The following is a 25,575-nucleotide window of genomic DNA, read 5'->3' as shown; positions in this document are numbered from 1 at the left end:
TACCTCACACAACTTTTGCCCATTTCCTATCTTTCGCGACTTTTAAGCGCTTGTTTGGATCACTTAGATGCATTTGGCGACACTTATACCTGATCCCCCAGCCATAAAACATTCCTTATCCATTTCCTTGGGGCAGTCGATGAATCTCGGGTACTCGCTATCTTTTGCAGCTTGAAAAGCCATCGAGCAGGCACAAAAAAGCCCGCCATCAAGGCGGGCTTCGACAACCAATCGGTTGTGGTGAGACGCGCTTTTAACCGCGACGCACTGCAGCACCGAAGCGCTTGTTGAAACGCTCGACGCGGCCACCGGTGGTCGCTTGCTTCTGCTTGCCGGTGTAGAACGGGTGACACTGCGAGCAGACGTCGACGTGGAAGTCTTCGCTGGCCGTGGTGCCGATCGAATGGGTCGCGCCACAGGAACAAGTCGCCGTGACTTTCTTGTATTCCGGATGAATAGACTGTTTCATCGTGAAGCCTCGCTTTGCGGTGTACCGCCACCTGATCTCTTGCCAGGCACCGTACACGGATAGGGAATCGCGGTTCACTCCCGCGCGACCGGCCCGCCTAGAATCCCGTAGCTAGCGTCATCAAGGATGACGAGACACCACGGATAAGAGACACACCCTACGTCGGAAGGCGGCGTATTTTAGCAGAACTCTTCATGGAGGCCAATTGGCAGATTCCCGTATCGCCCCCGAGAGCGCGCCACCGCCCCCTCGGATTCTTCGCGTTGCCGTGCCCACGCCGCTGAGGCGACTCTTCGACTATCGCCCCGCTGGTCAACCGCCCGCAGGCGGGTGGCGACCAGGGCTGCGCGTCAAGATCCCGTTCGGCCGGCGCTATCTGGTCGGGATCGTGATGGAATGCACAACGCACAGCGAACTGCCCGCCCACCAGCTCAAGCCGATCACCGAGCGCCTCGACGACGAGCCACTGCCGGCGGACTGGCTATGGCTTTGCCAGTTCACCGCCCGCTACTACCAGCATTCGCTGGGGGATACGCTGCATCACGCCCTGCCCGGCCCGCTGCGCCAGGGGCGGCCGCTCGAGGCCCGGATTCGCGAACGCTGGCAGTTGAACACCTCGGAAGCCCTCGCCCTCGACGCACTGGCTCGCGCGCCGCGCCAGCGCGAACTAATAAAGCTCCTGGCCCAGCATCGCCACGGCATGATCACCTCCGCGATAACCGCGCAAGGTTACACCCGTGCCCAACTGCAGGGGCTGCTCGACAAGGCGCTGATCGCCTGCATTCGGGAGCCGCTGACCGCCGGCGAAGGGTGGTCGGGAGCGCTGCTGGCCGAGCCCGCCCTGCCGCTCAATCGCGAGCAGTCGACAGCGCTGGCCGCGTTGCACGAAGGGCTGGACCGCTTCCACCCCTGCCTGCTCCATGGCGTTACCGGCAGCGGCAAGACCGAGGTCTACCTGCAACTGATCGAAGGCGTGCTCGGACAGGGCCGCCAAGCACTGGTACTGGTGCCGGAGATCGGCCTGACACCGCAGACGCTATCGCGCTTTCGCAAGCGCTTTCGCGCGCCGGTCGTGGCACTGCATTCCGGGCTGACCGACCTGGAGCGGCTGGATGCGTGGGAGGCCGCCCGCAGCGGACGCGCCCCGATCATCATCGGCACCCGCTCCGCCATCTTCACGCCGCTGGCGCGCCCCGGCGTGATCATCGTCGACGAAGAGCACGACGGCTCGTTCAAGCAGCAGGACGGCCTGCGCTACCACGCTCGCGACCTGGCGATGGCACGCGCGCAACGCGATGGGGTGCCGATTCTGCTGGGGAGCGCGACGCCATCGCTGGAAACACTGGCCCAGGCACGCAGCGGCCGCTACCGGCACCTGCGCCTGACCCAGCGCCCCAGCCGTCACGCTCCGGCCAAGCTGGAACTGGTCGATCTGCGCGGTCGCCTGCGCCAGGGCGGCCTGATTCCGCCAGTGATCGACGCCACCCGCCAGGCACTGAAGGCCGAGGGGCAGGTACTGGTATTCATCAACCGGCGAGGATTCTCGCCTTCTCTGGCGTGCCACCAGTGCGGCTGGATCGCCGAGTGCCGCCACTGCGACTCGCGCATGACCCTGCACCGCCAGCCGCCCAGGCTGGTCTGCCATCACTGCGAACACCAGACGCCGCAGCCGGACGCCTGCCCGAGCTGCGACAGTGCGGACCTGAGGCCGCTCGGCGCCGGAACCGAACGCACGGAGGAGACGCTGACCACGCTGTTTCCGGACGTCCCGGTCTATCGCATCGACCGGGACAGCACGCGGCGCAAGGAAGCCTTCGACCAGCTGCTGACCGAGATCCGCCGTGGCGAACCGAGCCTCCTGGTGGGCACCCAGATGCTGGCCAAGGGCCACCATCTTCCCCACGTGACACTGGTCGTCGTGGTCAATGCCGACGCCGGCCTCTACGCCAGCGATTTCCGCGCGCTCGAGCAGAGCGCCCAGCTACTGGTACAGGTGGCCGGACGCGCCGGGCGGGCGGACCGAGCCGGCCGCGTGCTGGTCCAGACACTGCATCCCGACGACCCGAACCTGCGCCTGCTGGCGGATAGCGGCTACGACGCGCTGGCCTATCAGATGCTGGAAGAGCGACGCCTGGCCGGGCTGCCGCCCTATCGCTATCTGGCCTTGGCGCGTTTCGAAGCCACCCGCGAGGAAGACGCCCGCGAGACCGCAGACACGGCCGGTGATGCCGTACGCGCCTGGCTTGCCGAACGTCGTCTGGCAGTCCACTGTCTCGGCCCCGTGCCGGCGCCCATGGAACGGCGCCAGAACCGGTATCACCTGCAACTGATGCTGTCGGCGGAAAAACGCAGCGCCCTGCACGAAGCCGGCGCCTGGCTGGTCGGCTGGCTTGAGAACGCCGCCTCGCGACGCGTCCGCTGGTCGCTGGATATCGACCCGATGACGTTGAGTTGAAGCCGCGAGCCGCGAGCCGCGAGCCGCGAGCCGCGAGCCGCGAGCCGCGAGCCGCGAGCCGCGAGCCGCGAGCCGCGAGCCGCGAGCCGCGAAATTCAGGATTCGATCACGCTGAAAGTTCGCAATCCCTTTTTCGAAGCTCGAAGCTCGAAGCTCGAAGCTCGAAGCTCGAAGCTCGAAGCTCGAAGCTCGAAGCTCGAAGCTCGAAGCTCGAAGCTCGAAGCTCGAAGCTCGAAGCTCGAAGCTCGAAGCTCGAAGCTCGGTGCTTAGGGTTTAAAGCCATGCCGCAATCACCGATAATGGCTGCCTTTTTCCCGCGTCGTGACGGCAGGTTCACGATGCCCAGATCCGCGGCACCCCGCGCCGGGTCGGGCCGAGAGCCCCAAGCCCAGGCCCCACGACTACGAAGTAACCCATGAAAGAGACGATTACAGAACTGCTCGAAGCCGCCATCGCCAAGCTGCAGCAGACAGGCGATCTACCGGCAGACGTGAGTCCGGCGATCAAGGTCGACCCGACCCGCGACAAGGCCCATGGCGACTACGCCAGCAACCTGGCGCTGGTGCTCGCCAAGCCGGCCGGCTGCAAGCCGCGCGAGCTCGCCGACAAGCTGGTCGCAGCCCTTCCCGACAACGACGCGATCCGCAAGACCGAGATCGCCGGGCCGGGCTTCATCAACTTTTTCGCCGCGACCGATGCCATCGCGGGCATCGTCAGCCAGATTCTGGATGCCGGAGACACCTTCGGGCGCAGCATGATCGGCGCCGGCGAAAAGGTGCAGGTCGAGTTCGTCTCCGCCAACCCGACCGGGCCGCTTCATGTCGGCCATGGCCGTGGCGCCGCCATCGGCGACTGCCTGTGCCGGGTGCTGGAAGCCACCGGCTTCGACGTGACCCGCGAGTTCTACTACAACGACGCCGGCGCCCAGATCAACAACCTGATGCGCTCCGTGCAGGCCCGCGCCCTCGGCCTCGGCCCCGACGACGAAGGCTGGCCCGAGGACGGCTATCGCGGCGATTACATCAAGGATGTCGCCCAGGCCTATCTGGCCGGCGAGACCGTGACCGCCGACGACCGCGAAGTCACCGCCAAGGCCGATCCGGAAGACGAAGATGCCATCCGCGCCTTTGCCGTGGCCTACCTGCGTCGCGAACAGGATCTCGACCTCAAGGCGTTCGGAGTCGAGTTCGACGTCTATTTCCTGGAATCGTCGCTATATGCCGAAGGCCGGGTCGAAGAGACGGTCGAAGCGCTGGTATCCGGCGGGCATACCTACGAGGCCGACGGCGCGCTCTGGCTTCGCACCACCGACTTTGGCGACGACAAGGATCGGGTGATGCGCAAGAGCGACGGCGACTACACTTACTTCGTGCCCGATGTCGCCTATCACTACAACAAGTGGCAGCGCGGCTTCACCACCGTGATCGACGAACAGGGCGCCGACCACCATTCGACCGTCACCCGCGTGCGCGCCGGCCTGCAAGCGCTGGAAGCCGGCATCCCGCAGGGCTGGCCGGACTACGTGCTGCACCAGATGGTGCTGGTGACCCGCTCCGGTGTCGAGGTCAAGCTCTCCAAGCGTGCCGGCAGCTACGTCACGCTGCGGGATCTGATCGACGAAGTCGGCCGCGATGCCACGCGCTACTTCCTCGCCGCACGACGCGCCGACTCCCAGTTGACGTTCGATATCGATCTCGCACGGTCGCAGACCAACGACAATCCGGTCTACTACATCCAGTACGCCCATGCCCGCGTCTGCAGCGTGCTGCGCAAGGCCGAAAGCGACGATCTCGCTTTCGACCACGCCATCGCGATGGCCAATCTGGAGCGTCTCGATGCCCCCCAGGAGAAGGCGCTGATGAATCGTCTGGCGCGTTATCCCGATGTCGTCGAGCGCGCCGCCCGCACCCGCGAGCCGCATCAGATCGCGCAGTATCTGACCGAGCTCGCCAGTGACTTCCACACCTGCTACAACGCCCAGAAAGTCATGGTAGACGATGCCGAGCTGCGTAACGCACGCCTGGCACTGGGTCTGGCGACACGCCAGGTCATCGGCAATGGATTGGCGCTACTCGGCGTCAGCGCCCCGGAGGAGATGTAAGACATGGCACGCCGCCCCGCTCAGAACAGCCGCCCGTCCCCCTCCCGTTCTTCGCCCAAAGGTGCAACGACGAAGGCTCGCCCGCGCCGATCCGGCAGCAGTCCAGGCGGTGGTCTCGGCGGCATTCCGGGGTGGCTGTGGGCGATTGCCGGCCTGATCGCCGGTTTCGCCCTGTCGCAGTATCTGGACCGCTCCTCGCCGGAGCCCGTCGCTGCCGTCGTGCCTCGCCCGACCTCCACTCAGACCAGCGGCGGTAGCGAGGGCCAGCAGAGTGGTGGCAACGCCGATGCCGGCGACAGCACTGCACAACAGCCGGCCACGCCGACGTTCGAGTTCTACACGCTGCTGCCGGAAACGGAAGTCATCGCGCCCAGCAGCGATAGCTCGTCGCCGGAGCCGACCGCCAAGGCGACGCAGGAAGCCGCTGCCGACGACGCCGCGAACCAGACCAAGCAGCCGACGCCCAGCGGTGGCCGCTATGTCCTGCAGGCCGCCTCGTTCCGGGATCTCGGCGATGCCGAGCGCCTGGCCAACCGGCTCAAGGACTTCGGCCTGCTGGCCAAGATCACCGATGTCCGCGCCAACGGCGATCAACTGTGGCACCGGGTTCAGGTCGGCCCCTACGAGGACAAGCGCGAACTCTCGCGTGCCCAGGACCTGATGGTGACCCAGGGCATCGAGCCGCTGCTGCTGCGCCTGCAGAACTGAGCCCCGCAGGCGAGACGTCTGCAACGTCGCGAGCACGAGACAGAACACGGCCGGCACTCTTCGCCGGCCGTTACGCCTTCGCGGTTTTCCCTCCTGTCTTTCTCCCCTGCGTCTCTCCCCCTATCATTCTTCCCGTCTTTTCCCTTCTTCTGCCCTTTGTGTTCTGCCCCTCTGTGCCTCGCCGCTTTCCCGCCGTTGCTCGCCGATGGCTTGATTTCCGAAGGTCCTGCCCGCACTTGATGATTCATGCTGCATCGCGTCGTACCCGTCATCCTTGATTCGGACGCGATGACACCGGTTTTTCGGCGCCGTCGGCCAGACTTGACGGCGCGCCATTGGGAGTTAATTGCATGACCACAATCGTATCCGTGCGCCGTGGCGATCAGGTTGCCCTGGCCGGCGATGGCCAGGTGTCGCTGGGCAATACGGTAATGAAAGGCAATGCCAGCAAGGTTCGCCGCCTCTATCGCGGCCAGGTTCTGGCCGGTTTCGCTGGCGGCACCGCCGACGCCTTCACCCTGTTCGAGCGCTTCGAGGCGCAACTCGAGAAATATCAGGGGCATCTGACCAAGGCCGCGGTCGAGCTGGCGAAGGAGTGGCGCACCGACCGCGCGCTGCGCCGCCTGGAAGCGATGCTGGCCGTCGCCGACAAGACTGCCTCGCTGATCATCACCGGCAACGGTGACGTGGTGGAACCCGAGCGCGGCATCATCGCCATCGGCTCCGGCGGCCACTTCGCCCAGGCCTCGGCGCGGGCACTGCTCGAGAACACCGATCTCGGCGCACGCGAGATCACCGAGAAGTCGATCAACATCGCCGCCGACATCTGCGTCTTCACCAATCACCAGATCACGCTCGAAGAGCTGTAACGAGGCCCCATTCCCATGTCTCAGACTCCTTCCCAGGAAACCGCCAGCATGCAGCCGGCGCTGACCCAGTCTTCGATGACGCCGCGTGAGATCGTCCATTCGCTCGACCAGTACATCATCGGCCAGCACGACGCCAAGCGTGCCGTCGCCATCGCGCTGCGCAACCGCTGGCGCCGGATGCGTCTCGACGAGAACATGCGCGGCGAGATCGTGCCCAAGAACATCCTGATGATCGGCCCGACCGGCGTCGGCAAGACCGAGATTGCGCGGCGTCTGGCCAAGCTGGCCGGCGCCCCTTTCCTCAAGGTCGAAGCGACCAAGTTCACCGAGGTCGGCTATGTCGGCCGCGATGTCGAATCGATCATCCGCGACCTGATGGAAATGGCGATCAAGATGGTCCGCGAGCAGGCCAAGACCGAAGTTCGCCATAAGGCGCAGGATGCCGCCGAGGATCGTATTCTCGACGCCCTGCTGCCGCGTCCGCGGGGCAGCGAGTACGATGCCGGTCGCGACGACTCCTCCACCCGTCAGGTTTTCCGCAAGAAGCTGCGTGAAGGCCAGCTCGACGACAAGGAGATCGACATCGAGGTGACGCCGGCCAGCCAGGGGGTCGACATCATGACGCCGCCCGGCATGGAGGAGATGACCAACCAGCTCCAGAGCCTGTTCGCCAACATGGGCAAGCAGAAGTCCGAAAACCGCCGCGTGACGGTCAAGGACGCCTGGAAGCTCTTGCAGGACGAGGAAGCCGCCAAGCTGGTCAACGAGGAAGAGATCAAGCAGCGCGCGCTGGAAGCGGTCGAACAGAACGGGATCGTGTTCCTCGACGAGATCGACAAGGTCGCCAAGCGCGGCGAATCCGGCAGCGGCGGCGATGTCTCCCGCGAGGGCGTCCAGCGTGACCTGCTGCCGCTGATCGAGGGCTCCACCGTCTCCACCAAGCACGGCATGGTGCGTACCGACCACATCCTGTTCATCGCCTCCGGCGCCTTCCACCTCGCCAAGCCGTCGGACCTGATTCCGGAACTGCAGGGCCGCCTGCCGATCCGGGTCGAGCTGACGGCGCTGACGCCGGACGATTTCAAGCGCATCCTGACCGAACCGTCGGCCGCGCTGACCAAGCAGTACCAGGCGCTGCTCGGCACCGAAGGGCTGGAGGTGCAGTTCACCGAAGACGGCATTTCCCGCATCGCCGAGATCGCCTGGCAGGTCAACGACGGCACCGAGAACATCGGTGCCCGCCGCCTGCACACGGTGATGGAGCGGCTGCTCGAGGAAGCCTCGTTCCAGGGCGGCGACTTCGCCAGCCCGCTGGTCATCGACGCCGATTATGTCAACGACAAGCTCGGCGAACTCGCCGTGGACGAAGACCTGTCGCGGTATATCCTCTGACGAGGAGCCGCGAGCCGCGAGCCGCGAGCCGCGAGCCGCGAAACGATGACCGCCGCTTGTCGCATCGACAAGCGGCTTCACTCGAAGCTACTCTCTATCGCGCCCCAACTCCGGCGCGGTCGAAGCTAGGAGTCTTCCAATGCCTGCCCCCGTTCCCAACCGCGTTCACTACCACAAGGGCGATCGCGAGCTCGAGCTTGGCTATCCCGATGGCGAAAGCTATCGCTTGCCGATCGAGTTGCTGCGCGTCTATTCGCCTTCGGCGGAAGTCCAGGGTCATCACCCCAGCGAAGCCGTGTTGCAGACGGGCAAGCGCAATGTCGGTCTGCTGGATATCTCCCAGGCCGGTCGCTACGCGTTGAAGCTGCATTTCGACGACGGACACGATACCGGGCTTTACACCTGGGAATATCTCTACGACATGGCGACTCATCGGCAAGCCTGGTGGGACGACTATCTCGCCCGCCTGCAGCGCGCCGGCGCTTCGCGCGAGGCCAGCGTGATCCAGATCCATCAGGTCTGATGCCAGACCCTTGAGCGTGACGGCGGCCAACGGGCCGCCGTCTTTTTTTGGTGCGTCATGATGCGCAAAGACAAGTTTGCGACCAGACGCTACAATGCGGACTCGGTCGATTCACATCGATTTACCCCGGCCGCGAGCGCGCCTTTCGCACCTGCTCGAGCCGCCTGGCAGCACACCGCCCAGACAGCGACATCACCGCCCCAATGGCGCACGATCGCCGCTCGCGTCATCTCGGAGGAAAGCACATGGACAAGCGCACGACCGACTTCGGCTACGAGAAAGTAGCGATCGACGAGAAAGCCGCCCGCGTGGCGGACGTCTTCCACTCGGTGGCCGCGCGTTACGATGTCATGAACGACCTGATGTCGTTCGGTATCCATCGTCTCTGGAAGCAGTTGACGCTCGAGCGCAGCGGCGTTCGCCAGGGCCACCGCGTTCTCGACATCGCTGGCGGCACCGGCGATCTGACCCGACAGTTCGCCAAGCGCGTAGGACCCAGTGGCCGCGTCATTCTCGCCGATATCAACGAATCCATGCTGCGCGTGGGACGCGACAAGCTGATTGATCATGGTGTCGGCGACAACGTCAAATACGTGCAGGCCAACGCCGAAAGCCTGCCGTTTCCGGACAACAGCTTTCACTGCATCACCATCGCCTTCGGCCTGCGCAACGTCACCGACAAGGACGCGGCGCTGCGTTCGATGACGCGGGTTCTCAAGCCCGGCGGTCGCCTGCTGGTGCTGGAGTTCTCCAAGCCGGTCAACGGCCTGCTGTCGAAGGCCTACGACCAGTACTCCTTCCGCCTGCTGCCGCAGATGGGCCGACTGGTCGCCAACGACGCCGACAGCTATCGCTATCTGGCGGAGTCGATCCGCATGCATCCCGATCAGGAAACGCTCAAGGGCATGATGCAGGCTGCCGGTCTGGAGCGCGTCGAATATACCAACATGACCGGCGGCATCGTCGCGCTCCACCGCGGCATCAAGCTCTGAGGGCTGGCGTCATGCTGGATACATTCGCCCTGGTCGCGCTGGAGCGCTCGCTGAACAAGCTGCTGCGACGTGACCCCGCATCGCCCGCGAGGCTGGCGGCACTGGCCGGTCATACCCTGCGACTGACTTTCGCCGAGGCCCGGCTCGGACTGCGCGTGGCCTTTCATGACGATGGCGTCACGCTGGGGCGCGTGCATGACTGGCACGACGCGGACGATCTCGAGATCACCGTCACCCGAGACGTCCTCACCCGCCTGATGGCGGGCGACTCGCCCGAACGGCTGCTGTTCAGCGGGCAATTGCCGGTTACCGGCCAGACAGGGCTGTTGGCTCCCATCCAGACCCTGTTCATGGATCTCGACATCGACTGGGAAGGCGCGTTGGCCAGCATCCTGGGCAATGGCACCGCGCACGGCGTGGCCAGCGGTATCCGTCATCTCGACCGTCAGGCCCGTTTTCTGGCCAACGAATGGCAACAGGACATGCATGAGTATCTGTTCGAGGAACGACGCTGGCTGGCGGGACGCGACCAGTTGGCCGTCGCCCGTGACCATCTGACCGAACTCCAGCAGGCCGTCGATCGCCTCGGGGCCAGAGTGGCTCGGCTGCAACGTCGCCGGGAGTCGCATTCATGAGTTTGCGGCTATTTCGCATCGCCTGGACCGTCTCCCGTTATCGCCTCGACAGCCTGGTTCCCCAGGAACGCCTGCCACCGGTCATTCGCTGGCTGTGGCGCTTCGCTCCCGTTCGCCTGATCCCGATCGGCGACCATTCGCGGGGCAAGCGACTGCGCCTGGCGCTGGAATCGCTGGGCCCGATCTTCGTCAAGTTCGGCCAGATGCTGTCGACGCGACGCGATCTGCTGCCGCCGGATATCGCCGATGAACTCAAACGGCTGCAGGATCAGGTTCCGCCCTTCCCCGGCGAAACCGCCCGCGCCATGGTCGAGCTCGAGCTGGGCCAGACGGTCGAGGAAGCGTTCGCGGCGTTCGAGACCGAGCCGATGGCCTCGGCGTCGATCGCCCAGGTGCACGCCGCCGAGCTGCACAGCGGCGAGCAGGTCGTGGTCAAGATCATTCGCCCCGGTATCGATCGCATCATGCGCGAAGATATCGGGCTGCTGTATACCTTCGCGCGCCTGATGCGCCGGATTCCCGAAGCGCGTCGCCTTCGGCCGGTGGAAGTGGTCCAGGACTACGAAGCGACGCTGTTCGACGAGCTCGATCTCAACAAGGAAGCCGCCAATACCTCGCAGCTCAAGCGCAACTTCCAGAGCTCGCCGCTACTTTACGTGCCTGCCATCCACTGGTCGCTGACTCACCGTCAGGTCATGGTCCAGGAACGCATCAACGGCATTCCGGTGGCGGATATCGATGCCCTGCGCGCCCAGGGCACCGATCTCAAGAAGCTGGCCGAGCGTGGCGTCGAGATCTTCTTCACCCAGGTCTTCCGCGACAATTTCTTCCATGCCGACATGCATCCCGGCAATATCTTCGTCTCGCGGGACAACCCCACCGAGCCTCGTTACATCGCCATCGACTGCGGTATCGTCGGCAGCCTGACCCGGGAAGACCAGGATTATCTGGCGCGGAACCTGCTCGCGTTCTTCCGCCAGGACTATTACGAAGTCGCGGTACTGCATATCGAATCCGGCTGGGTCGGCGAAGGCACGCGAGCCAACGAGTTCGCGTCGGCGATCCGCGCGGTGTGCGAGCCGATTCTGGAGAAGCCGCTCAAAGACATCTCCTTCGGTCAGGTGCTGCTGGGGCTGTTTCAGACCGCGCGGCGCTTCAACATGGAAGTCCAGCCACAGCTGGTACTGCTGCAGAAAACGCTGCTCAACATCGAAGGACTCGGTCGCCAGCTCTATCCCGATCTGGACCTATGGAGCACGGCCAAGCCCTATCTCGAGCGCTGGATGCGTGAGCGCGCCGGGCCCAAGGGCTTCTGGAAGACACTGCAGAAGCACGCGCCGGAACTGGCGCATCAGATTCCGGAACTGCCGGTGCTCGCGCACCAGGCTCTCTCCGACCGCGAGCAGCAGCGTCGGCTCAACCGTCAGCAGACGGAGGCGCTGACGAGCCTGGAAGCCCGCTTCCAGCGAGCCGCCCCCCGCGCCCGACGCCTGCGCCTGGGTGCCGTTCTGCTGGCGGTGGCGCTGGCCTGGCAGCCGATGCTGGCGTGGGCGGAACAGCAACCGTGGCCGGTGCTGGTCGCGGCCGGCCTGGGCGTAGTGCTGCTGGCGTGGCGCTGAGTGTATGATGATGCCCCGTACGTCGAAGTCATCGAGCTCGAAGCTGCTTTTTACAGCGCCCCGAAGCCGGCGCCCGAAGCTCGCGACTTGGTTTTTCTTATGGCTTAAAGCTTACGGCTTACAGCTTCCGACGCAGTCGGGGCGGCTCGAAGCCAATCTAGCCTCAGAAGCAGGAATGTCATCTCATGAGTGATACTCTCGAGCAACTGGCGGCGGTACTGGACGCCCGTCGCAGCGCGGACCCGGATAGCTCCTATGTCGCGCAACTGCATCATCGAGGCCTCAACAAGATCCTGGAAAAGGTCGGCGAGGAAGCGACGGAAACGCTGCTTGCTGCCAAGGATGTCAAGGCGGATGATGCAAAGAGCCGTCAGGATCTGGTCGGCGAAGTGGCCGACCTCTGGTTTCACAGTCTGGTCATGCTGTCGCACCTCGATATCGACCACCGTGAAGTACTGGCGGAACTGGCCCGGCGCTTCGGCGTTTCGGGGCTGGACGAAAAGGCATCGCGCCAGCGAGACTCATGAATCATCATCGCGCCAACGCGCATCGGTAAGGAGAAAGTTATGCTGGGCGGGATTAGCATCTGGCAGCTGTTGATCGTTCTCGGGATCATCATCCTGATCTTCGGCACCAAGAAACTGCGCAACGTCGGCAGCGACCTGGGCGGTGCCGTCAAGGGCTTCAAGAAGGCCGTCGGTGAAGACGAAGACGAGAAAAAAGGGAGCACGACGCAGCATAGCATCAACCACTCCCAGGACTCGGCGAACCACACCACCCAGGACAGCAACTTCGATAGCCGCGCCGACGAGACGCAGACGTCCAGCGACAAGGCCGAGCGCAAGTAACCGACATGTTCGATATCGGTTTCTTCGAACTTCTGCTGATCGGCATCGTGGGCTTGCTGGTACTGGGGCCGGAGCGCCTGCCCAAGGCGGCTCGTACCGCCGGCCTCTGGGTCGGCCGGATCAAGCGCAGCGTCTCGACCATGCAGCGGGAGATCACCTCTCAGCTCGAGGCCGAGGAGTTGCGCCAGAAACTGGCCGAGCAGCAGAAGAAACTGGACGAGGGCGTCAACCAGGCGCGCCGAGGCGTCGAGAAGCACTTCGAAAGCGACTCGAAAGGCGGCTCGTCCCCCTCGACATCGACGCCCTCGACATCGACGCCCTCTTCCGGGAATGACCGGCAATCGGCCGGGGCAACCTCCGACGCCGACCCGCAGCCGTCGTCGTCCCCCGAGTCGCCCCCCGCTGCCTCTTCTTCCTCCCCCGCGGACAAGGATTCGGCTTCCCGATGAGCGATGCCTCTTCTCCACCGCCAGATGAACAGCAGCCACAGGCGCCACTGATCGAGCACTTGATAGAGTTGCGCTCCAGACTGATGAAGGCCGTGATCGTCGTCGTGGTGATCTTCGTCGGGCTCTACGCGTTCTCCAACGAGATCTACCGCTTCGTCGCCGACCCGCTGGTGGCCCTGTTGCCGGTGGGATCGAAGATGATCGCCACCGAGGTCACCTCGCCGTTCCTGGCACCGTTCAAGCTGACCATGGTGGTCGCGATCTTCGCCGCGATCCCGTTCATTCTCTATCAGGCCTGGGCGTTCATCGCGCCGGGGCTCTACAAGCACGAAAAAGCGCTGGCATTCCCGCTGCTCGCCTCCAGCATCCTGCTGTTCTACTGCGGCGCCGCCTTCGCCTACTATGTCGTGTTCCCGCTGCTGTTCAGCTTCTTCGTGCATACCGGGCCGCAGGACGTCACGGTAATGACGGATATCAACGCCTATCTCAACTTCGTGCTGAAGATGTTCTTTGCCTTCGGCGTGGCGTTCGAAATCCCCATCGCCACCTTTCTGGTCATCTGGACCGGGATCACCGACGTGAAGAGCCTGAGCAAGAAGCGCCCTTATGTGATCCTGATCTGTTTCATCATCGGCATGCTGCTCACCCCGCCGGACATCATTTCGCAGAGCCTGCTGGCCGTGCCCATGTGGCTTCTTTTCGAGGTCGGCATCGTCTTCGGCCGTATCGTCCAGCGTCGCCGCGCGGAAGATCCGACCGGCGCGGACTGATCCGTTCGCGCGGCACTGCCGTGACAAGCCGCTGCGACAACCGCCCTCATCCTGTCGGCCCTCACGGTTGTTATACTGAGGCATCGAACCCACTGTCATCGTTCTGTCATTCGCCGTCGGTAGAGTAGCTACCGGCGCCGCGAACGTGCCGCAAGACATGTTCGCCGTCCACCGTGGAGAAATTCATGCGTTACAACCTTCCTCGTCAGTACCCGGCCACCCGCCTGCGTCGTCTACGCAAGAGCGATTTTTCCCGCCGCCTGGCCAGAGAATCGACACTGACGACTGACGACCTGATTCTTCCCGTCTTCGTGCTCGACGGCGAGAAGCGCCGCGAGCCGGTCGCGTCGATGCCGGGCGTCGAGCGTCTGTCCATCGACGAGCTGCTGCGCGAGACCGAAGAGCTGGTCGAACTCGGCATCCCGGCGATCGATCTCTTTCCCTTCACGCCGGCGGAAAAGAAGACTGTCGACGGCGCCGAAGCGTGGAATCCGGACGGCGTGATCCAGCGTGCGATTCGGGCGTTGCGCGAGCGCTTCCCGGATCTCGGCATCATCACCGATGTGGCGCTCGACCCCTACACGACCCACGGTCAGGACGGGGTGCCGGACGAGAACGGCTATCTGATGAACGATCGCACCATCGAAGCGCTGATCAAGCAGGCGCTGTCCCATGCCGAGGCCGGAGCGGACGTGATCTCGCCATCCGACATGATGGATGGCCGGATCGGGGAGATTCGTGCCACCTTCGAACGCGAGGGGCTGCACGAGACGCAGATCATGGCCTATTCGGCCAAGTACGCCTCGAAGTATTACGGCCCGTTCCGCGATGCCATCGGCTCCAGCGGCAACCTGGGCAAGGCCGACAAGTTCAGCTACCAGATGGATCCGGCCAACACCAACGAAGCGCTGCACGAGACGGCACTGGATATTCAGGAAGGCGCCGACATGGTCATGGTCAAGCCCGGCATGCCGTACCTGGACGTCATCCAGCGCGTGAAGGACTCCTTCGGTGTCCCGACCTTCGCCTATCAGGTCAGCGGCGAATACGCCATGCACATGGCTGCCTTCGAAAAGGGCTGGCTGGATGCCGACAGCGTGATCCTGGAGTCGCTGACCTGCTTCAAGCGCGCGGGCGCCGACGGCATCTTGACCTATTTCGCCAAACGCGCCGCACAATTGCTCAATTCCTGAGGGCCGCGGGCGTGTCTGCCCCGGTACCGGAGACTTTCGATGACAGACTCAGGCACACCAGACACGCCCAATACTATCGATACACCCGCCGCCTCAACCGATACGCCATTATCGGTTAGCGGGGAGGAGATCAATGCGACCCCCTTGCGCGTCAACCGCACGCGCAAGGGGATCCACGCCAAGGAGGCGCCCTCTTCCCAGGCGGATCTCGACGACCCCGCGCTCTATTTCAACCGCGAACTGTCACATCTGCAGTTCAACATCCGCGTGCTCGAGCAGTCTCTGGACACTTCGCATCCGTTGCTCGACCGCCTGATGTTCCTGCTGATCTTCTCCTCCAATCTCGATGAGTTCTTCGAGATTCGCGTGGCCGGGCTCAAGCATCAGCTTGCTTCGTTTCGCGAGGAGACCGGCGCCGACGGCATGGCGCCCGCTCGCGTCCTGAGCGAGGTCTCACGGATCGCTCACGAGCAGGTGGAGCGCCAGTACCGCATTCTCAACGATGTGCTGGTGCCGGCGCTGGAAGAGCAGAAGATCCGCTTCCGACGTCGTGCCCAGTGGACCCCCGAACAGGCGGCCTGGGTCGCCGACTATTTCGAGGAGGAGATCGCTCCGGTCATCAGCCCGATCGGGCTCGACCCTTCCCATCCGTTTCCGCGACTGGTCAACAAGAGCCTCAACTTCATCGTCGAGCTCGATGGCACCGATGCCTTCGGCCGCGAGGGCGGCATGGCGATCCTACCCGCGCCGCGCTCGCTGCCGCGCCTGATCCGGCTGCCGGATGCGCTCTGCGAGGAAGGCTTCACCGACTACGTCTTTCTGTCGTCGATGATCCACGCCCATGCCCACGAGGTCTTTCCCGGCATGGAAGTGGGCGGCTGCTACCAGTTCCGGCTGACGCGCAACGCCGATCTGTCGGTCGATCCCGAAGAAATCTCGGATCTGGCCTCCGCGCTGCGCGGGGAATTGCTGGCCAGACGCTACGGCAGCGGCGTCCGCCTGGAGGTGGCAGACAACTGCCCCGACAGCCTGATCAGCTTCCTGCTCAAGCAGTTCGAGCTGGGCGAAGAGGATCTCTATCGGGTCAACGGTCCGGTCAACCTGACCCGGATGATGGCGGTGCTCGGCGACGTCCAACGCCCCGACCTGCGCTATCGCCCCTTCACTCCCGGCCTGCCCAAGCCGTTACGCGGCGAGGCCAACCTGTTCTCCGCCATTCTGCAGGGCGATATCCTGCTGCATCATCCTTTCCAGTCGTTTACCCCGGTGGAGGATCTGCTGCGCCAGGCGGCACGGGATCCCGACGTGCTGGCCATCAAGCAGACCCTCTATCGCACCGGCGCCGACTCGTCGATCGTCGGCGCACTGGTGGAGGCCGCGCGCGGCGGCAAGGAAGTGACCGTCGTCATCGAGCTGAGGGCGCGCTTCGACGAGGCCGACAACCTGGCCCTGGCCTCCCGGCTGCAGGAAGCCGGTGCCATCGTCATCTACGGTGTCATGGCCTGCAAGACCCACGCCAAGATGATGCATATCGTGCGCCGCGAGAAAGGCACGCTCCGTCACTACGCTCATCTCGGCACCGGCAACTATCACGCCAAGACCGCCAAGCTATATACCGATTACAGCCTGATGACCGCCAACGAGGCGCTGTGCGAAGACGTGCACAAGGTGTTCCAGCAACTCTCCGGCATGGGCAAGCCGCGCAAGATCCAGACGCTGCTGCATGCGCCGTTCACGCTGCACAAGGCGTTGATCGAGATGATCGAACGCGAAGCCAGACTGGCGGAGAACGGCAAGAAGGCCAAGCTCGTCCTCAAATGCAACGCGATCACCGAGCCCAAGCTGATCCGCGCGCTCTATCGGGCTTCCCAGGCCGGCGTGACCTGCGAGCTGATCATTCGTGGCATGTGCTGTCTTCGCCCGGGCATACCGGGTATCTCCGACAACATCCGGGTACGCTCGATCATCGGTCGCTTCCTCGAGCACACCCGCGTCTATTACTTCCATAACGACGGCAAGCACGAGGTGTGGTGCTCCAGCGCCGACGCCATGGAGCGCAACATGTTCCATCGGGTGGAGACCTGCTTCCCGCTGCTGGACAAGAAAGTCGCTCAGCAGGTACGCAAGGATCTCGATACCTATCTGCTGGACAACTGCCAGAGCTGGGAGCTCGACACAGAGGGGCAGTACCATCTATGCGACTCGGGCGACGCCGAGCCGATCAGTGCGCAGGAGACACTGCTTTACGCCTACGCCAGCCAGGCGTGAGCGCGGCCACCGGATCATTGCGCTGATCGCGGCGATGATCGGTGACTGCCGAGTTGGCGAGTTGAATAGTGGGCGACCCGATGACAGAGGCCGGATGCTTTCGCATTCGGCCTTTTCCATGCTCGCGGCTCTCGATCGATCAGAGGCCGACCTGGCCGCCGTCTTCCTTCCAGATCGCTACCGTCGCCGCGCGGGGGCGAACCTGACCGTTCGTGGCTCGGGTGGCGTCCTGACTCAGGGCATCACCATCCGCCGGCCAGTTGCCCGGGTGCTGGATATTGATGAACAGCGCGGTGCGGTCCGGCGTAGCGAAGATACCGGTCACCTCGCAGCCATTCGGGCCGACGGCGAAGCGTTTGAGATGGCTCTGGTTGCCGGCATCGATGACCGAGCCGGCACCACTGGCGTCCTGGCCGAGCGCGCCCGGCACCACCGCCAGCAACTGGTCGTTGGTGTATTCGGCCACGGCATTGTCGCTATTGTCCGTCTGGAACCAGAGAATGCCCTGCCCTTCGCCACGCTCGTCGTACCATAGGCCGTCGGGGCTCGCGAACTGGTTGTCCTCGGTCAGGCCGGAGCGATTGTCGCCCGCGCCGGCATCGCTGCCGAACACGAAGATTTCCCATGCAAAGCGATTGTCCGGCTGCTCTCGCCAGCGAATGATGTGACCGTTCTCGTTGTTGGCGCGCGGGTTGGCGACATTGGCGGGCGCCGTGGCATAGCCCACGCCGCCGGCATCGATCGCCGTGCCGTCGTTGGTGAAACTGGCTTCGGTATCCGCCGCCGTGCGTTTCGAGTTGTTGGTCAAGGTGAAGTAGACCTCGCCGGAGACGGGATCCACGCTGGACCATTCCGGCCGATCCATCGGCGTCGCGCCCATCAGGTCGGCCGCATCGCAGGTGTGGATGATGATGCCGGCGGTATCGTCGGCCGCCAGGCCCAGCGCCGCGGCCAGCGTCTGGCCGGATGGCGTTTTTGCGTCCGGCGTCAGCGGCAGCCACTCGCCTCGTCCGTCTTCATCGAAGCGCGCCGCGTAGAGCGTGCCTTCGTCGAGATATTTGCTGCCGATGGCCAGACGATCCGCTTCGTTGCCCGGCCGAGGGGCATCGGCGGGATCCCACTTGGCGGCGCTGACGAACTTGTAGATATATTCGTTGCGCGAGTCGTGACCGGTGTAGAACGTCAGCGGCTCGCCGGCGCGGACCGGACCGGGCCAGCACCCCTCGTGGCGGAAACGCCCCAGCGCCGTGCGCTTGACGGCCATGGCCTGGGTATACGGATCGATCTCGACCACGTAGCCGAAGGTTCGCGCCTCGTTGCGATAGTCCTCGCTCGCCTCGCCCGCCCCAGGCGTGACGTCGAAGCGCGAGAATTCGTCGTCCTGTTCGCCATCGCCGGCCGCCGTTTCCCATCCGTAGCGCCCGCGATCGGTCGGCAATCCCAGGCGGGCATCGTCGCTGAAACGCTCGCCGGTATTGACGAAGACTTCCGGCCAGTTTTCCTCGCAAGTCAGGTAGGTTCCCCACGGCGTGTAGCCGTTGGCGCAGTTGTTGTTGGTGCCGCGCGTTCGAGTACCGTCGGTCGAGTAGCGCGTCCTGACGTAGTCGCTGCCTGCGACCGGCCCGGCCAGCATGACCGGCGTGGCGGTCGTGATTCGGCGGTTGTAGGGAGAGTCGACCACATGCGTCCAGCCACCGTCGTCCTGGCGGCGGATCTCGACGATAGTGACGCCGTGAGCGTTGATTTCGGTACGAACCTCGTCGGCCGGCCGCACGCCGTCCGGCCGGGTCGGGCCGCCCTGGGGCGCCCATAGGGCATCCTGGTCGATGTACTCGTTGTTGAGCGCGAGCAGAAAACGGCGCGAGCCGCTTTCCGAGTCCAGGGGGAAGGCATGCATGCCGTCATGATGCATGCCCACGCTGTTCGCCTGCTGCTCGGGCGTCATGGCGAGATCCTTCTGCCAGGCACCGGCCCGGGCATTGAGCGGCGTTCCCCACGGAATCAGCACCTGTGCCCGATATCCGGCTGGCACCACGACCGCATCGGTGTGCGAGCCCTTGATCGATTCGAAGGCCAGCGCCAGCGGCGTCTTGTCCTGGGCCCAGGCGCCGTTGCTGCCGCCGAGTCCGAACCCTCCCATCATGGAAAGCGCGGCCAGCCCCAGGCCACCCTGGAGAATCTGGCGACGCGAGAGGTGGCGCTCGATAACCTCACCGAAAGGCAGGTTCTGGCTGTTGTTGTGAATTCGATGATCTTCGACATCCCGGCTCATGTTTGTCTCCCTGGCTCGTCACGGATTGATCGTCGTGACGAGGCTAAGCCGGGAATATGACGAGATGATGTCCACCCCGGCGACCGCCGGGGGCACGGTTCAGGCCTGACCAAGCCGCTCCGCCGCACGCAGCAACAGCTGTTCGGTGGTCTCCCAGCCCAGGCAGGCGTCGGTGATCGACACGCCATAGCGCAGCGCCGCGGGATTGAGCGCCTGCTTGCCTTCGAACAGGTGGCTTTCGAGCATCACGCCGATCAGGCTGCGATCGCCGGCCATGCGTTGTTCCAGCACATCATAGAGGACTTCCGTCTGACGCCGGTGGTCCTTGTTCGAATTGGCGTGGCTGCAGTCGACCATGATCCGCGCCGCGAGCCCGGCCTGCGTCATCGCCCGGCGGCTGGCCGCCACGCTCTCGGCATCATGATTGGGCCCGTTGCGGCCACCGCGAAGCACCAGATGCGTGGCGGCATTGCCCGGCGTTTCGATCATCGCCGGGCCGCCGTCGGCGGTCACACCGAAGTGGCGATGCGAATGGGCCGCCGATTGCATGGCAGCGATAGCGACATCGACATTGCCCTGGGTTCCGTTCTTGAATCCGACCGCCGCCGCCAGCCCGCTGGCGAGTTCACGGTGAATCTGGGATTCGGTGGTCCGCGCGCCGATCGCCACCCAGCTCAGCAGATCATCGAAGTAGGCGCCGGCCATCGGCTGCAGCAGCTCCGTCGCGACCGGCAGGCCCAGTTCGGCGATATCGCGCATCAGCCGTCTCGCCATGGCCAGGCCCGCGGCCATGTCGTCGCTGCCGTCGAGGTGGGGATCGTAGGCCAGCCCTTTCCAGCCGACGGTGGTACGCGGTTTCTCGACGTAGACGCGCATCACCAGCAAAAGCCGGTCCTCCACCGCTTCATTGAGTGCCGCCAGACGCTCGGCATACTCCAGCGCCGCGGCAGGGTCGTGCACCGAACAGGGGCCGGTCACGACCAGCAGGCGATCGTCCTCACCTTCGAGGATGGCCCGTATGGCTTCGCGGCTCGCGGCGATCCGGGCCTCGAGCGCCGCGCTCACCGGCAACTGCCGACGCAGCTCCTGCGCCGTCGGCAATGGCAGCGCTCTGATGGAAGACGATGATTTCGGCGTCGATAGGGCCGGTTTCAATTCAAATGTGGCAGCGTCCATAACGATCTCATTCCAGGTGATGTTCAAGAATCGAGACCCGAAAACGCGAGAACCCCCGGGTGGGCCTGCCATCCGGGGGTTCTTGATGCGAAGAGGAGGCAGCCCGGTTCCGGGCGTGCCTCGCGGGTTCAGGTCACGTTGACCAACCGGCGGGCACGCCAGTCCTAAACCAATAGCCATAACCGAAGAACGCAAACGCCATCGCACCGCCAACGGCGTTGGCGGTGTCGATGAAGCGTGAATCGTTGCGTTCGGTCATGATCTTTCTCACAGACGTTCTTTCACAGACGTTCTTTCGCAGACGTTCGTTTGCAAACATCGTTCGTCACGAAGACGTGATGTCGCAAATTGTCTCTCTATCCTAACGCCCCGGCGCGTTTTGACAAGTCTTTTGAGACAAACGCTGGCCGCCGAGCTTTACTTGTTCTCGCCCGTTGACGAGACTGGGAAATCAGAAAAAGAAAGGATTCCAAGGACTTTCATGGCCTACCCACCTCATGACGTGCTGATCGACAATCTTCACGCCAGCGCCCGTGGCGATGGTCTCGCTTTCGAGAAGCTCTACCGCGCGACCAGTCCGCATCTATACGCCCAGCTATTGCGTATCGTTCGGCAGGAAGCGGCCGCGCAGGACTGCCTGCAACTGGTCTACCTGCGGGTATGGCAGGTGGCCGGACAGTACGATGCTTCCCGCGCCCGCCCGATGACCTGGCTTTCGACCCTCACGCGCAACATCGGCATCGACTGGCTCCGGCGTCAACGCCCCCAGGAAGCCGATAGCGAAGCGATCATCGATTCACTGCCCGGCGAATCCGATGTCGAGAGCGAGAGCGACATCAATCAGCAGGCGGAATCGCTGCAGCAGTGCCTGACCGAATTGACGGCGCAACAGCGCCAGGTGCTCGAGCTCGCATTTTTCGAAGGATTGACCCATCAAGATCTGGCATCGCATCTCACCACGCCGTTGGGAACCGTCAAGAGCTGGGTCCGCAGAGGCCTCGAGAGGTTGAAGGCATGCATGACACGTTTGACTTGAGCGACCCCGAAGCGCGCGAGCTGGCCGCCGGAGAGTACGTTATCGGTACGCTGGATAGAGCCCAGCGCGCCGAGTTCGAGGCATTGCTGGCGGTCAGCACGGATCTGCAGCGTAGCGTCGATGCCTGGCGAGAGCACCTGCAGATCTTCAACCAGCAGCTGGAACCGGTGACGCCGCCCGGCCACCTGTGGCCCGGCATTGTCGCGCGCCTGGGACTGAGAGTGGGCCTGCTGCAGCGTCTCGGCTTCTGGCGGGCGTTCAGCGGTTTCGCGACGGCGGCGGCGCTGGTTCTGGCAGTGATCGCGCTGACGCCACGGGAGCCGGCGATGATGCCCGGTGAATATGTCTTCGTGATCAACCACGCCAGCGGCCAGCCGGCCTGGATTATCAACGCCACCCTCGACGGCAAGATGATGGTTCAGGCGGTCAAACCCGGCCCGATGCCCGCAGGCAAGGGTGGCGAGCTGTGGATGATGGAGAACGGTACGCCGGTTTCGCTAGGCATGTTGCCGGTTCAGGGCCAGGCCACCATGCAGTTGCCCGCCAAGATGCTGGGCCTGATGAAGACCGCCGATTTCGCCGTCAGCATGGAGCCGAGCTCCGGCGCACCGGGAGGCAAACCATCCGGCCCCGTGATCGACGAAGGCAAACTGGTACAGATTCGCAACAGCACCGTCTCGCTATAGACGAATCGCGGCGCTTTCAGCCCAGGTGGCTGCCGCCGTCAACCGGCATTATCGTGCCGGTGACGAAGTCATTGTCGAGCAGGTAACGCAGGGTCTGGTAGATCACCCCTGGCCCCGGCACGCGCCGGTCGCGGCCGCCATCCACGTCGTCGCCCTCGGCGAGCATCACCAGACCGGGCGCGATGGCGTTGACCTGGATCGTGGGCGCGAACCGGGCGGCGAACGACCGGGTCAGGCTTTCCAGCCCGGCCTTGGTGGCGGCGTAGGCGGACTGCCCCGCCGCGCCCCGCTGTACTACGCTGTCGGTGATATGCACGATGTCGCGCTGCGGCTCCTGGCAGGCGTCCAGCAGGCTGCGGGCATGGAGATTGATCAGATACGGCGCCTGCATGTTGACCCGGAACAGACGCTCGAAGGTTTCACCGGCCGCCTCGGGGCCGGGGTCCGACAACCACTCCCCAGCGTTGTGAATGATGGCGCGCAGACTCGCGGTGTTATCCCGCAGCCGGGCGATGAAGTCGAGAATACCGGCTTCGGTGGCAAAGTCCGCCGCCAGCGTCACCGCGCCACGCTCCCGTAGCGCCGACAGCGACTCCCGCTCGCGGCGATAGGTGACGATCACCGGATGGCCGTCGTCGAGCAGCCGCTCGGCACAGTGCAGCCCAAGGCGTTGGGTGCCACCGGTGATCAGGATCGGGGATTGGCTCACGACTTCTTCTCCGGTGACGAGGCGATCTCGCCCGGTGTCAACGGCGCCTGCGCCGGGTCGCTCTCCGGCAGTGGCAGAAACGGCACCCGCGGGGCATAGCTGAAGACGTCCGAATGGACCTGCGATTCGACCAGCCCCAACGGGGCCAGCGTATCCACGCAGGCATAGACCATGCCGGGAGATCCGGCGAGGTAGATCTCGACGCCTTCCAACGTATCCAGCTGCGATGCCAGCACCTCATCGATACGCCCGGTATGCCAGCGCACGCCGGGCAGCGCCTCGAGCGCGGCCTCCGGGGTTTCGACCACAGCGTGAAAACGAACGTTCGCATACGCCTGGGCCCATTCCCGCGCCTGGGTTTCGGCATAGAGATCGCGGCGCTCGCGCACGGCCCACCAGATCGAGATGTCCCGTTCGGGATTCTCGGTCAGGGCGGCTTCGACGATGGCCTTGAGCTGGGCAAAGCCGGTACCGGCGGCGATCAGCAGCAGCGGCTCCGAACGGCCTGCAGGTAGCGTGCACTCGCCGCTGGGCAGCCGGACCGACAGCCGATTGCGATGGGTCAGCAGCTCCCGCAGGCGCGCCGAGTGGGTGCGTTCCGGCCAATGCTGAATGTGCAGCTCCAGACGGCCGTCGCCGGTTTCGGCGCAGGCGATCGAGAACGGCACCCAGGTCTCTTCATGCAATTCCAGTTCGAGATACTGCCCGGGCGCATGGGCAATCGCCTCGGCACGCCCTTCGAGCACGACCCGGAACACATCGGGCGTCAGATCCTCGACGGTTTCCACCTGGCAGGTCAACGTTCTGACCGTCATGTTCACCTCATCGTTTGCCGTCATGCCGCCCCGCCGTCCGAGGGTTTTCCGGTTCGCGCCTGTGGTGGCGCGATATCGATACCATAGCTTTCCCAGCGCTCGTCGACCCGTGATTTGATCGCCGGATCCATGACGATGGGTTCTCCCCACTCCCGTGTCGTCTCGCCGGGCCACTTGTTGGTCGCATCCAGCCCCATCTTCGAGCCCAGCCCCGCCGTCGGCGAGGCGAAGTCGAGATAGTCGATCGGCGTATTCTCCACCATCACCGTATCCCGGGCAGGGTCCATCCGGGTGGTGATCGCCCAGATCACGTCTTCCCAGTTGCGGGCATCGACATCGTCGTCCAGCACGATCACGAACTTGGTGTACATGAACTGGCGCAGGAAGCTCCAGACGCCCATCATGACCCGCTTGGCGTGACCGGGGTATTGCTTCTTCATGGTCACCACCGCCATGCGATAGGAGCATCCTTCCGGCGGCAGATAGAAGTCGACGATCTCGGGAAACTGCTTGCGCAGGATCGGCACGAACACTTCATTGAGCGCCAGCCCCAGCACCGCGGGCTCGTCCGGCGGGCGGCCGGTGTAGGTCGAATGGTAGATCGGATCACGCCGATGGGTGATCCGCTCGACGGTAAAGACGGGAAAGCTTTCGACTTCGTTGTAGTATCCGGTGTGATCGCCATAGGGCCCTTCGGGGGCCATGTCGTCCGGATGGATGAAACCTTCCAGCACGATCTCGCTGGAAGCCGGGACCTGCAGGTCGGCGTGGCCGCATTTGACCAGTTCGGTCCGCGAGCCGCGCAGCAGGCCGGCGAAGGCGTACTCGGAGAGCGTGTCCGGCACTGGTGTCACGGCGCCCAGGATGGTCGCCGGGTCGGCCCCCAGCGCCACCGCGACGGGAAAGGGTTCGCCGGGATGCGTCTGCTGCCATTCGCGAAAATCCAGCGCCCCGCCGCGGTGACTCAGCCAACGCATGATCAATCGATTCTTGCCAAGCTTCTGCTGACGATAGATCCCCAGGTTCTGGCGCGACTTGTGCGGCCCCTTGGTCACCACCAGCGCCCAGGTCACAAGCGGCGCCACGTCGCCCGGCCAGCAGTGCTGAATCGGCAGACGATCGAGATCGACCTCATCGCCTTCGAGAACGACCTGCTGGCACGGCGCCGAACGCAACGTCTTCGGTCCCATGCTCATGACCTGCTTGAAGATCGGCAGCTTCTCCCAGGCATCCTTGAGACCTTTGGGCGGGTCGGGCTCCTTCAGGAAAGCCAGCAGCTTGCCCACCTCACGCAGCGCTTCGACGCTTTCCTGCCCCATACCCATGGCCACGCGCTCCGGGGTACCGAACAGGTTTCCCAGCACCGGCATCTCGCTACCCTTGACGTTCTCGAACAGCAGCGCAGGCCCACCGGCTCGCAGCGTGCGATCACAGATCTCGGTGATCTCCAGGTAGGGATCCACCTCGACCGTGACACGCTTCAACTCACCGCGCGCCTCCAGCGCCGCGATGAAGTCCCGCAAATCGTGATATTTCATGGCGTTGCCCGCATCCCGCTATCCAAGAACGCAAAAAGGGCAGCATAACATG

24 protein-coding genes are annotated in these 25,575 nt (G+C 64.2%); 17 read left to right on the top strand and 7 right to left on the bottom strand.

Features of this window, described 5'->3' with window-relative positions; all coding sequences use genetic code 11:
* Positions 1-253: 253 nt before the first annotated feature.
* A complete protein-coding gene (rpmE, locus tag R5R73_RS04570) occupies positions 254-469 on the bottom strand; it encodes a 50S ribosomal protein L31 (RefSeq protein ID WP_087717672.1) in 216 nt (71 codons plus the stop codon).
* A gap of 205 nt (positions 470-674) precedes the next feature.
* Here rpmE and R5R73_RS04565 point away from each other — a divergent pair, with 205 nt between their 5' ends.
* The 15 genes from R5R73_RS04565 (at position 675) to ppk1 (ending at position 17,291) form a co-directional block, all read left to right on the top strand.
* Positions 675-2,924, top strand: a complete 2,250-nt coding sequence (locus R5R73_RS04565) for a primosomal protein N' (protein WP_322528921.1) — start codon at positions 675-677, stop codon at positions 2,922-2,924.
* A gap of 415 nt (positions 2,925-3,339) precedes the next feature.
* A complete protein-coding gene (gene argS / locus R5R73_RS04560) occupies positions 3,340-5,025 on the top strand; it encodes an arginine--tRNA ligase (protein ID WP_322528920.1) in 1,686 nt (561 codons plus the stop codon).
* Between the two features lie 3 nt (positions 5,026-5,028).
* A complete protein-coding gene (locus R5R73_RS04555; RefSeq protein ID WP_071231847.1) occupies positions 5,029-5,733 on the top strand; it encodes an SPOR domain-containing protein in 705 nt (234 codons plus the stop codon).
* A 350-nt stretch (positions 5,734-6,083) separates the two neighbouring features.
* Entirely contained in the window at positions 6,084-6,602 is a 519-nt protein-coding gene (hslV, locus tag R5R73_RS04550; RefSeq protein ID WP_322528919.1) for an ATP-dependent protease subunit HslV, read from the top strand.
* A gap of 15 nt (positions 6,603-6,617) precedes the next feature.
* Positions 6,618-7,994, top strand: a complete 1,377-nt coding sequence (gene hslU, locus R5R73_RS04545; RefSeq protein ID WP_322528918.1) for an ATP-dependent protease ATPase subunit HslU — start codon at positions 6,618-6,620, stop codon at positions 7,992-7,994.
* A 139-nt stretch (positions 7,995-8,133) separates the two neighbouring features.
* On the top strand, positions 8,134-8,517 hold the full coding sequence (locus R5R73_RS04540; RefSeq protein WP_071231844.1) for a gamma-butyrobetaine hydroxylase-like domain-containing protein: 384 nt from the start codon (positions 8,134-8,136) through the stop codon (positions 8,515-8,517).
* A gap of 245 nt (positions 8,518-8,762) precedes the next feature.
* On the top strand, positions 8,763-9,509 hold the full coding sequence (ubiE, locus tag R5R73_RS04535) for a bifunctional demethylmenaquinone methyltransferase/2-methoxy-6-polyprenyl-1,4-benzoquinol methylase UbiE (protein ID WP_071231921.1): 747 nt from the start codon (positions 8,763-8,765) through the stop codon (positions 9,507-9,509).
* Positions 9,510-9,520: 11 nt separating this feature from the next.
* Positions 9,521-10,144 (top strand): ubiquinone biosynthesis accessory factor UbiJ, encoded by a 624-nt coding sequence (locus R5R73_RS04530; RefSeq protein WP_322528917.1) that lies wholly within the window; start codon positions 9,521-9,523, stop codon positions 10,142-10,144.
* Positions 10,141-11,763, top strand: a complete 1,623-nt coding sequence (gene ubiB, locus R5R73_RS04525) for a ubiquinone biosynthesis regulatory protein kinase UbiB (RefSeq protein ID WP_071231842.1) — start codon at positions 10,141-10,143, stop codon at positions 11,761-11,763. Before R5R73_RS04530 ends, ubiB begins: the two co-directional genes overlap by 4 nt.
* A 185-nt stretch (positions 11,764-11,948) precedes the next feature.
* Positions 11,949-12,290 carry a phosphoribosyl-ATP diphosphatase gene (locus R5R73_RS04520; RefSeq protein WP_322528916.1) on the top strand — a complete coding sequence of 114 codons (342 nt, stop codon included), beginning with the start codon at positions 11,949-11,951 and terminating at the stop codon, positions 12,288-12,290.
* A gap of 39 nt (positions 12,291-12,329) precedes the next feature.
* Entirely contained in the window at positions 12,330-12,611 is a 282-nt protein-coding gene (tatA, locus tag R5R73_RS04515) for a Sec-independent protein translocase subunit TatA (RefSeq protein ID WP_071231840.1), read from the top strand.
* Positions 12,612-12,616: 5 nt separating this feature from the next.
* Complete coding sequence (gene tatB, locus R5R73_RS04510) at positions 12,617-13,060, top strand: Sec-independent protein translocase protein TatB (protein ID WP_322528915.1); 444 nt, start codon at positions 12,617-12,619, stop codon at positions 13,058-13,060.
* Complete coding sequence (gene tatC, locus R5R73_RS04505) at positions 13,057-13,830, top strand: twin-arginine translocase subunit TatC (RefSeq protein ID WP_071231838.1); 774 nt, start codon at positions 13,057-13,059, stop codon at positions 13,828-13,830. The genes tatB and tatC overlap by 4 nt, the downstream gene beginning before the upstream one ends.
* 185 nt (positions 13,831-14,015) lie before the next feature.
* Positions 14,016-15,023: a porphobilinogen synthase gene (gene hemB / locus R5R73_RS04500; RefSeq protein WP_071231837.1), complete on the top strand. Its 1,008-nt coding sequence runs from the start codon at positions 14,016-14,018 to the stop codon at positions 15,021-15,023.
* 39 nt (positions 15,024-15,062) lie between these two features.
* Positions 15,063-17,291, top strand: coding sequence for a polyphosphate kinase 1 (gene ppk1, locus R5R73_RS04495; RefSeq protein ID WP_322528914.1), 2,229 nt, complete (start codon positions 15,063-15,065; stop codon positions 17,289-17,291).
* 139 nt (positions 17,292-17,430) lie between these two features.
* Here ppk1 and R5R73_RS04490 read toward each other — a convergent pair whose 3' ends face one another.
* The 3 genes from R5R73_RS04490 to R5R73_RS04480 form a co-directional block, all read right to left on the bottom strand.
* On the bottom strand, positions 17,431-19,563 hold the full coding sequence (locus R5R73_RS04490) for a PhoX family phosphatase (RefSeq protein ID WP_322528913.1): 2,133 nt from the start codon (positions 19,561-19,563) through the stop codon (positions 17,431-17,433).
* Positions 19,564-19,662: 99 nt separating this feature from the next.
* Positions 19,663-20,739: a 3-deoxy-7-phosphoheptulonate synthase gene (locus R5R73_RS04485; protein WP_322528912.1), complete on the bottom strand. Its 1,077-nt coding sequence runs from the start codon at positions 20,737-20,739 to the stop codon at positions 19,663-19,665.
* A 133-nt stretch (positions 20,740-20,872) separates the two neighbouring features.
* Positions 20,873-20,998, bottom strand: a complete 126-nt coding sequence (locus R5R73_RS04480; protein ID WP_322528911.1) for a hypothetical protein — start codon at positions 20,996-20,998, stop codon at positions 20,873-20,875.
* 222 nt (positions 20,999-21,220) lie between these two features.
* Between R5R73_RS04480 and R5R73_RS04475 the strand changes: the two genes are divergently transcribed.
* Positions 21,221-21,775 (top strand): sigma-70 family RNA polymerase sigma factor, encoded by a 555-nt coding sequence (locus R5R73_RS04475; RefSeq protein WP_276233241.1) that lies wholly within the window; start codon positions 21,221-21,223, stop codon positions 21,773-21,775.
* On the top strand, positions 21,754-22,461 hold the full coding sequence (locus R5R73_RS04470) for an anti-sigma factor domain-containing protein (protein WP_322528910.1): 708 nt from the start codon (positions 21,754-21,756) through the stop codon (positions 22,459-22,461). Before R5R73_RS04475 ends, R5R73_RS04470 begins: the two co-directional genes overlap by 22 nt.
* A gap of 16 nt (positions 22,462-22,477) precedes the next feature.
* Here R5R73_RS04470 and folM read toward each other — a convergent pair whose 3' ends face one another.
* Genes folM through ubiD form a run of 3 tightly spaced genes read right to left on the bottom strand, consistent with a single transcriptional unit; the run spans position 22,478 to position 25,523 of the window.
* Positions 22,478-23,170, bottom strand: coding sequence for a dihydromonapterin reductase (gene folM / locus R5R73_RS04465; protein WP_322528909.1), 693 nt, complete (start codon positions 23,168-23,170; stop codon positions 22,478-22,480).
* Complete coding sequence (locus R5R73_RS04460) at positions 23,167-23,985, bottom strand: FAD-binding oxidoreductase (protein ID WP_322528908.1); 819 nt, start codon at positions 23,983-23,985, stop codon at positions 23,167-23,169. Before R5R73_RS04460 ends, folM begins: the two co-directional genes overlap by 4 nt.
* Positions 23,986-24,005: 20 nt before the next feature.
* Positions 24,006-25,523: a 4-hydroxy-3-polyprenylbenzoate decarboxylase gene (gene ubiD, locus R5R73_RS04455; RefSeq protein WP_071231829.1), complete on the bottom strand. Its 1,518-nt coding sequence runs from the start codon at positions 25,521-25,523 to the stop codon at positions 24,006-24,008.
* Positions 25,524-25,575 lie beyond the last annotated feature (52 nt).

Source organism: Salinicola sp. LHM (genome assembly GCF_034479735.1).
In the GTDB taxonomy this organism is placed as follows: Bacteria; Pseudomonadota; Gammaproteobacteria; order Pseudomonadales; family Halomonadaceae; genus Salinicola; species Salinicola salarius.
This window is presented reverse-complemented; position numbering and strand designations above follow the sequence as displayed.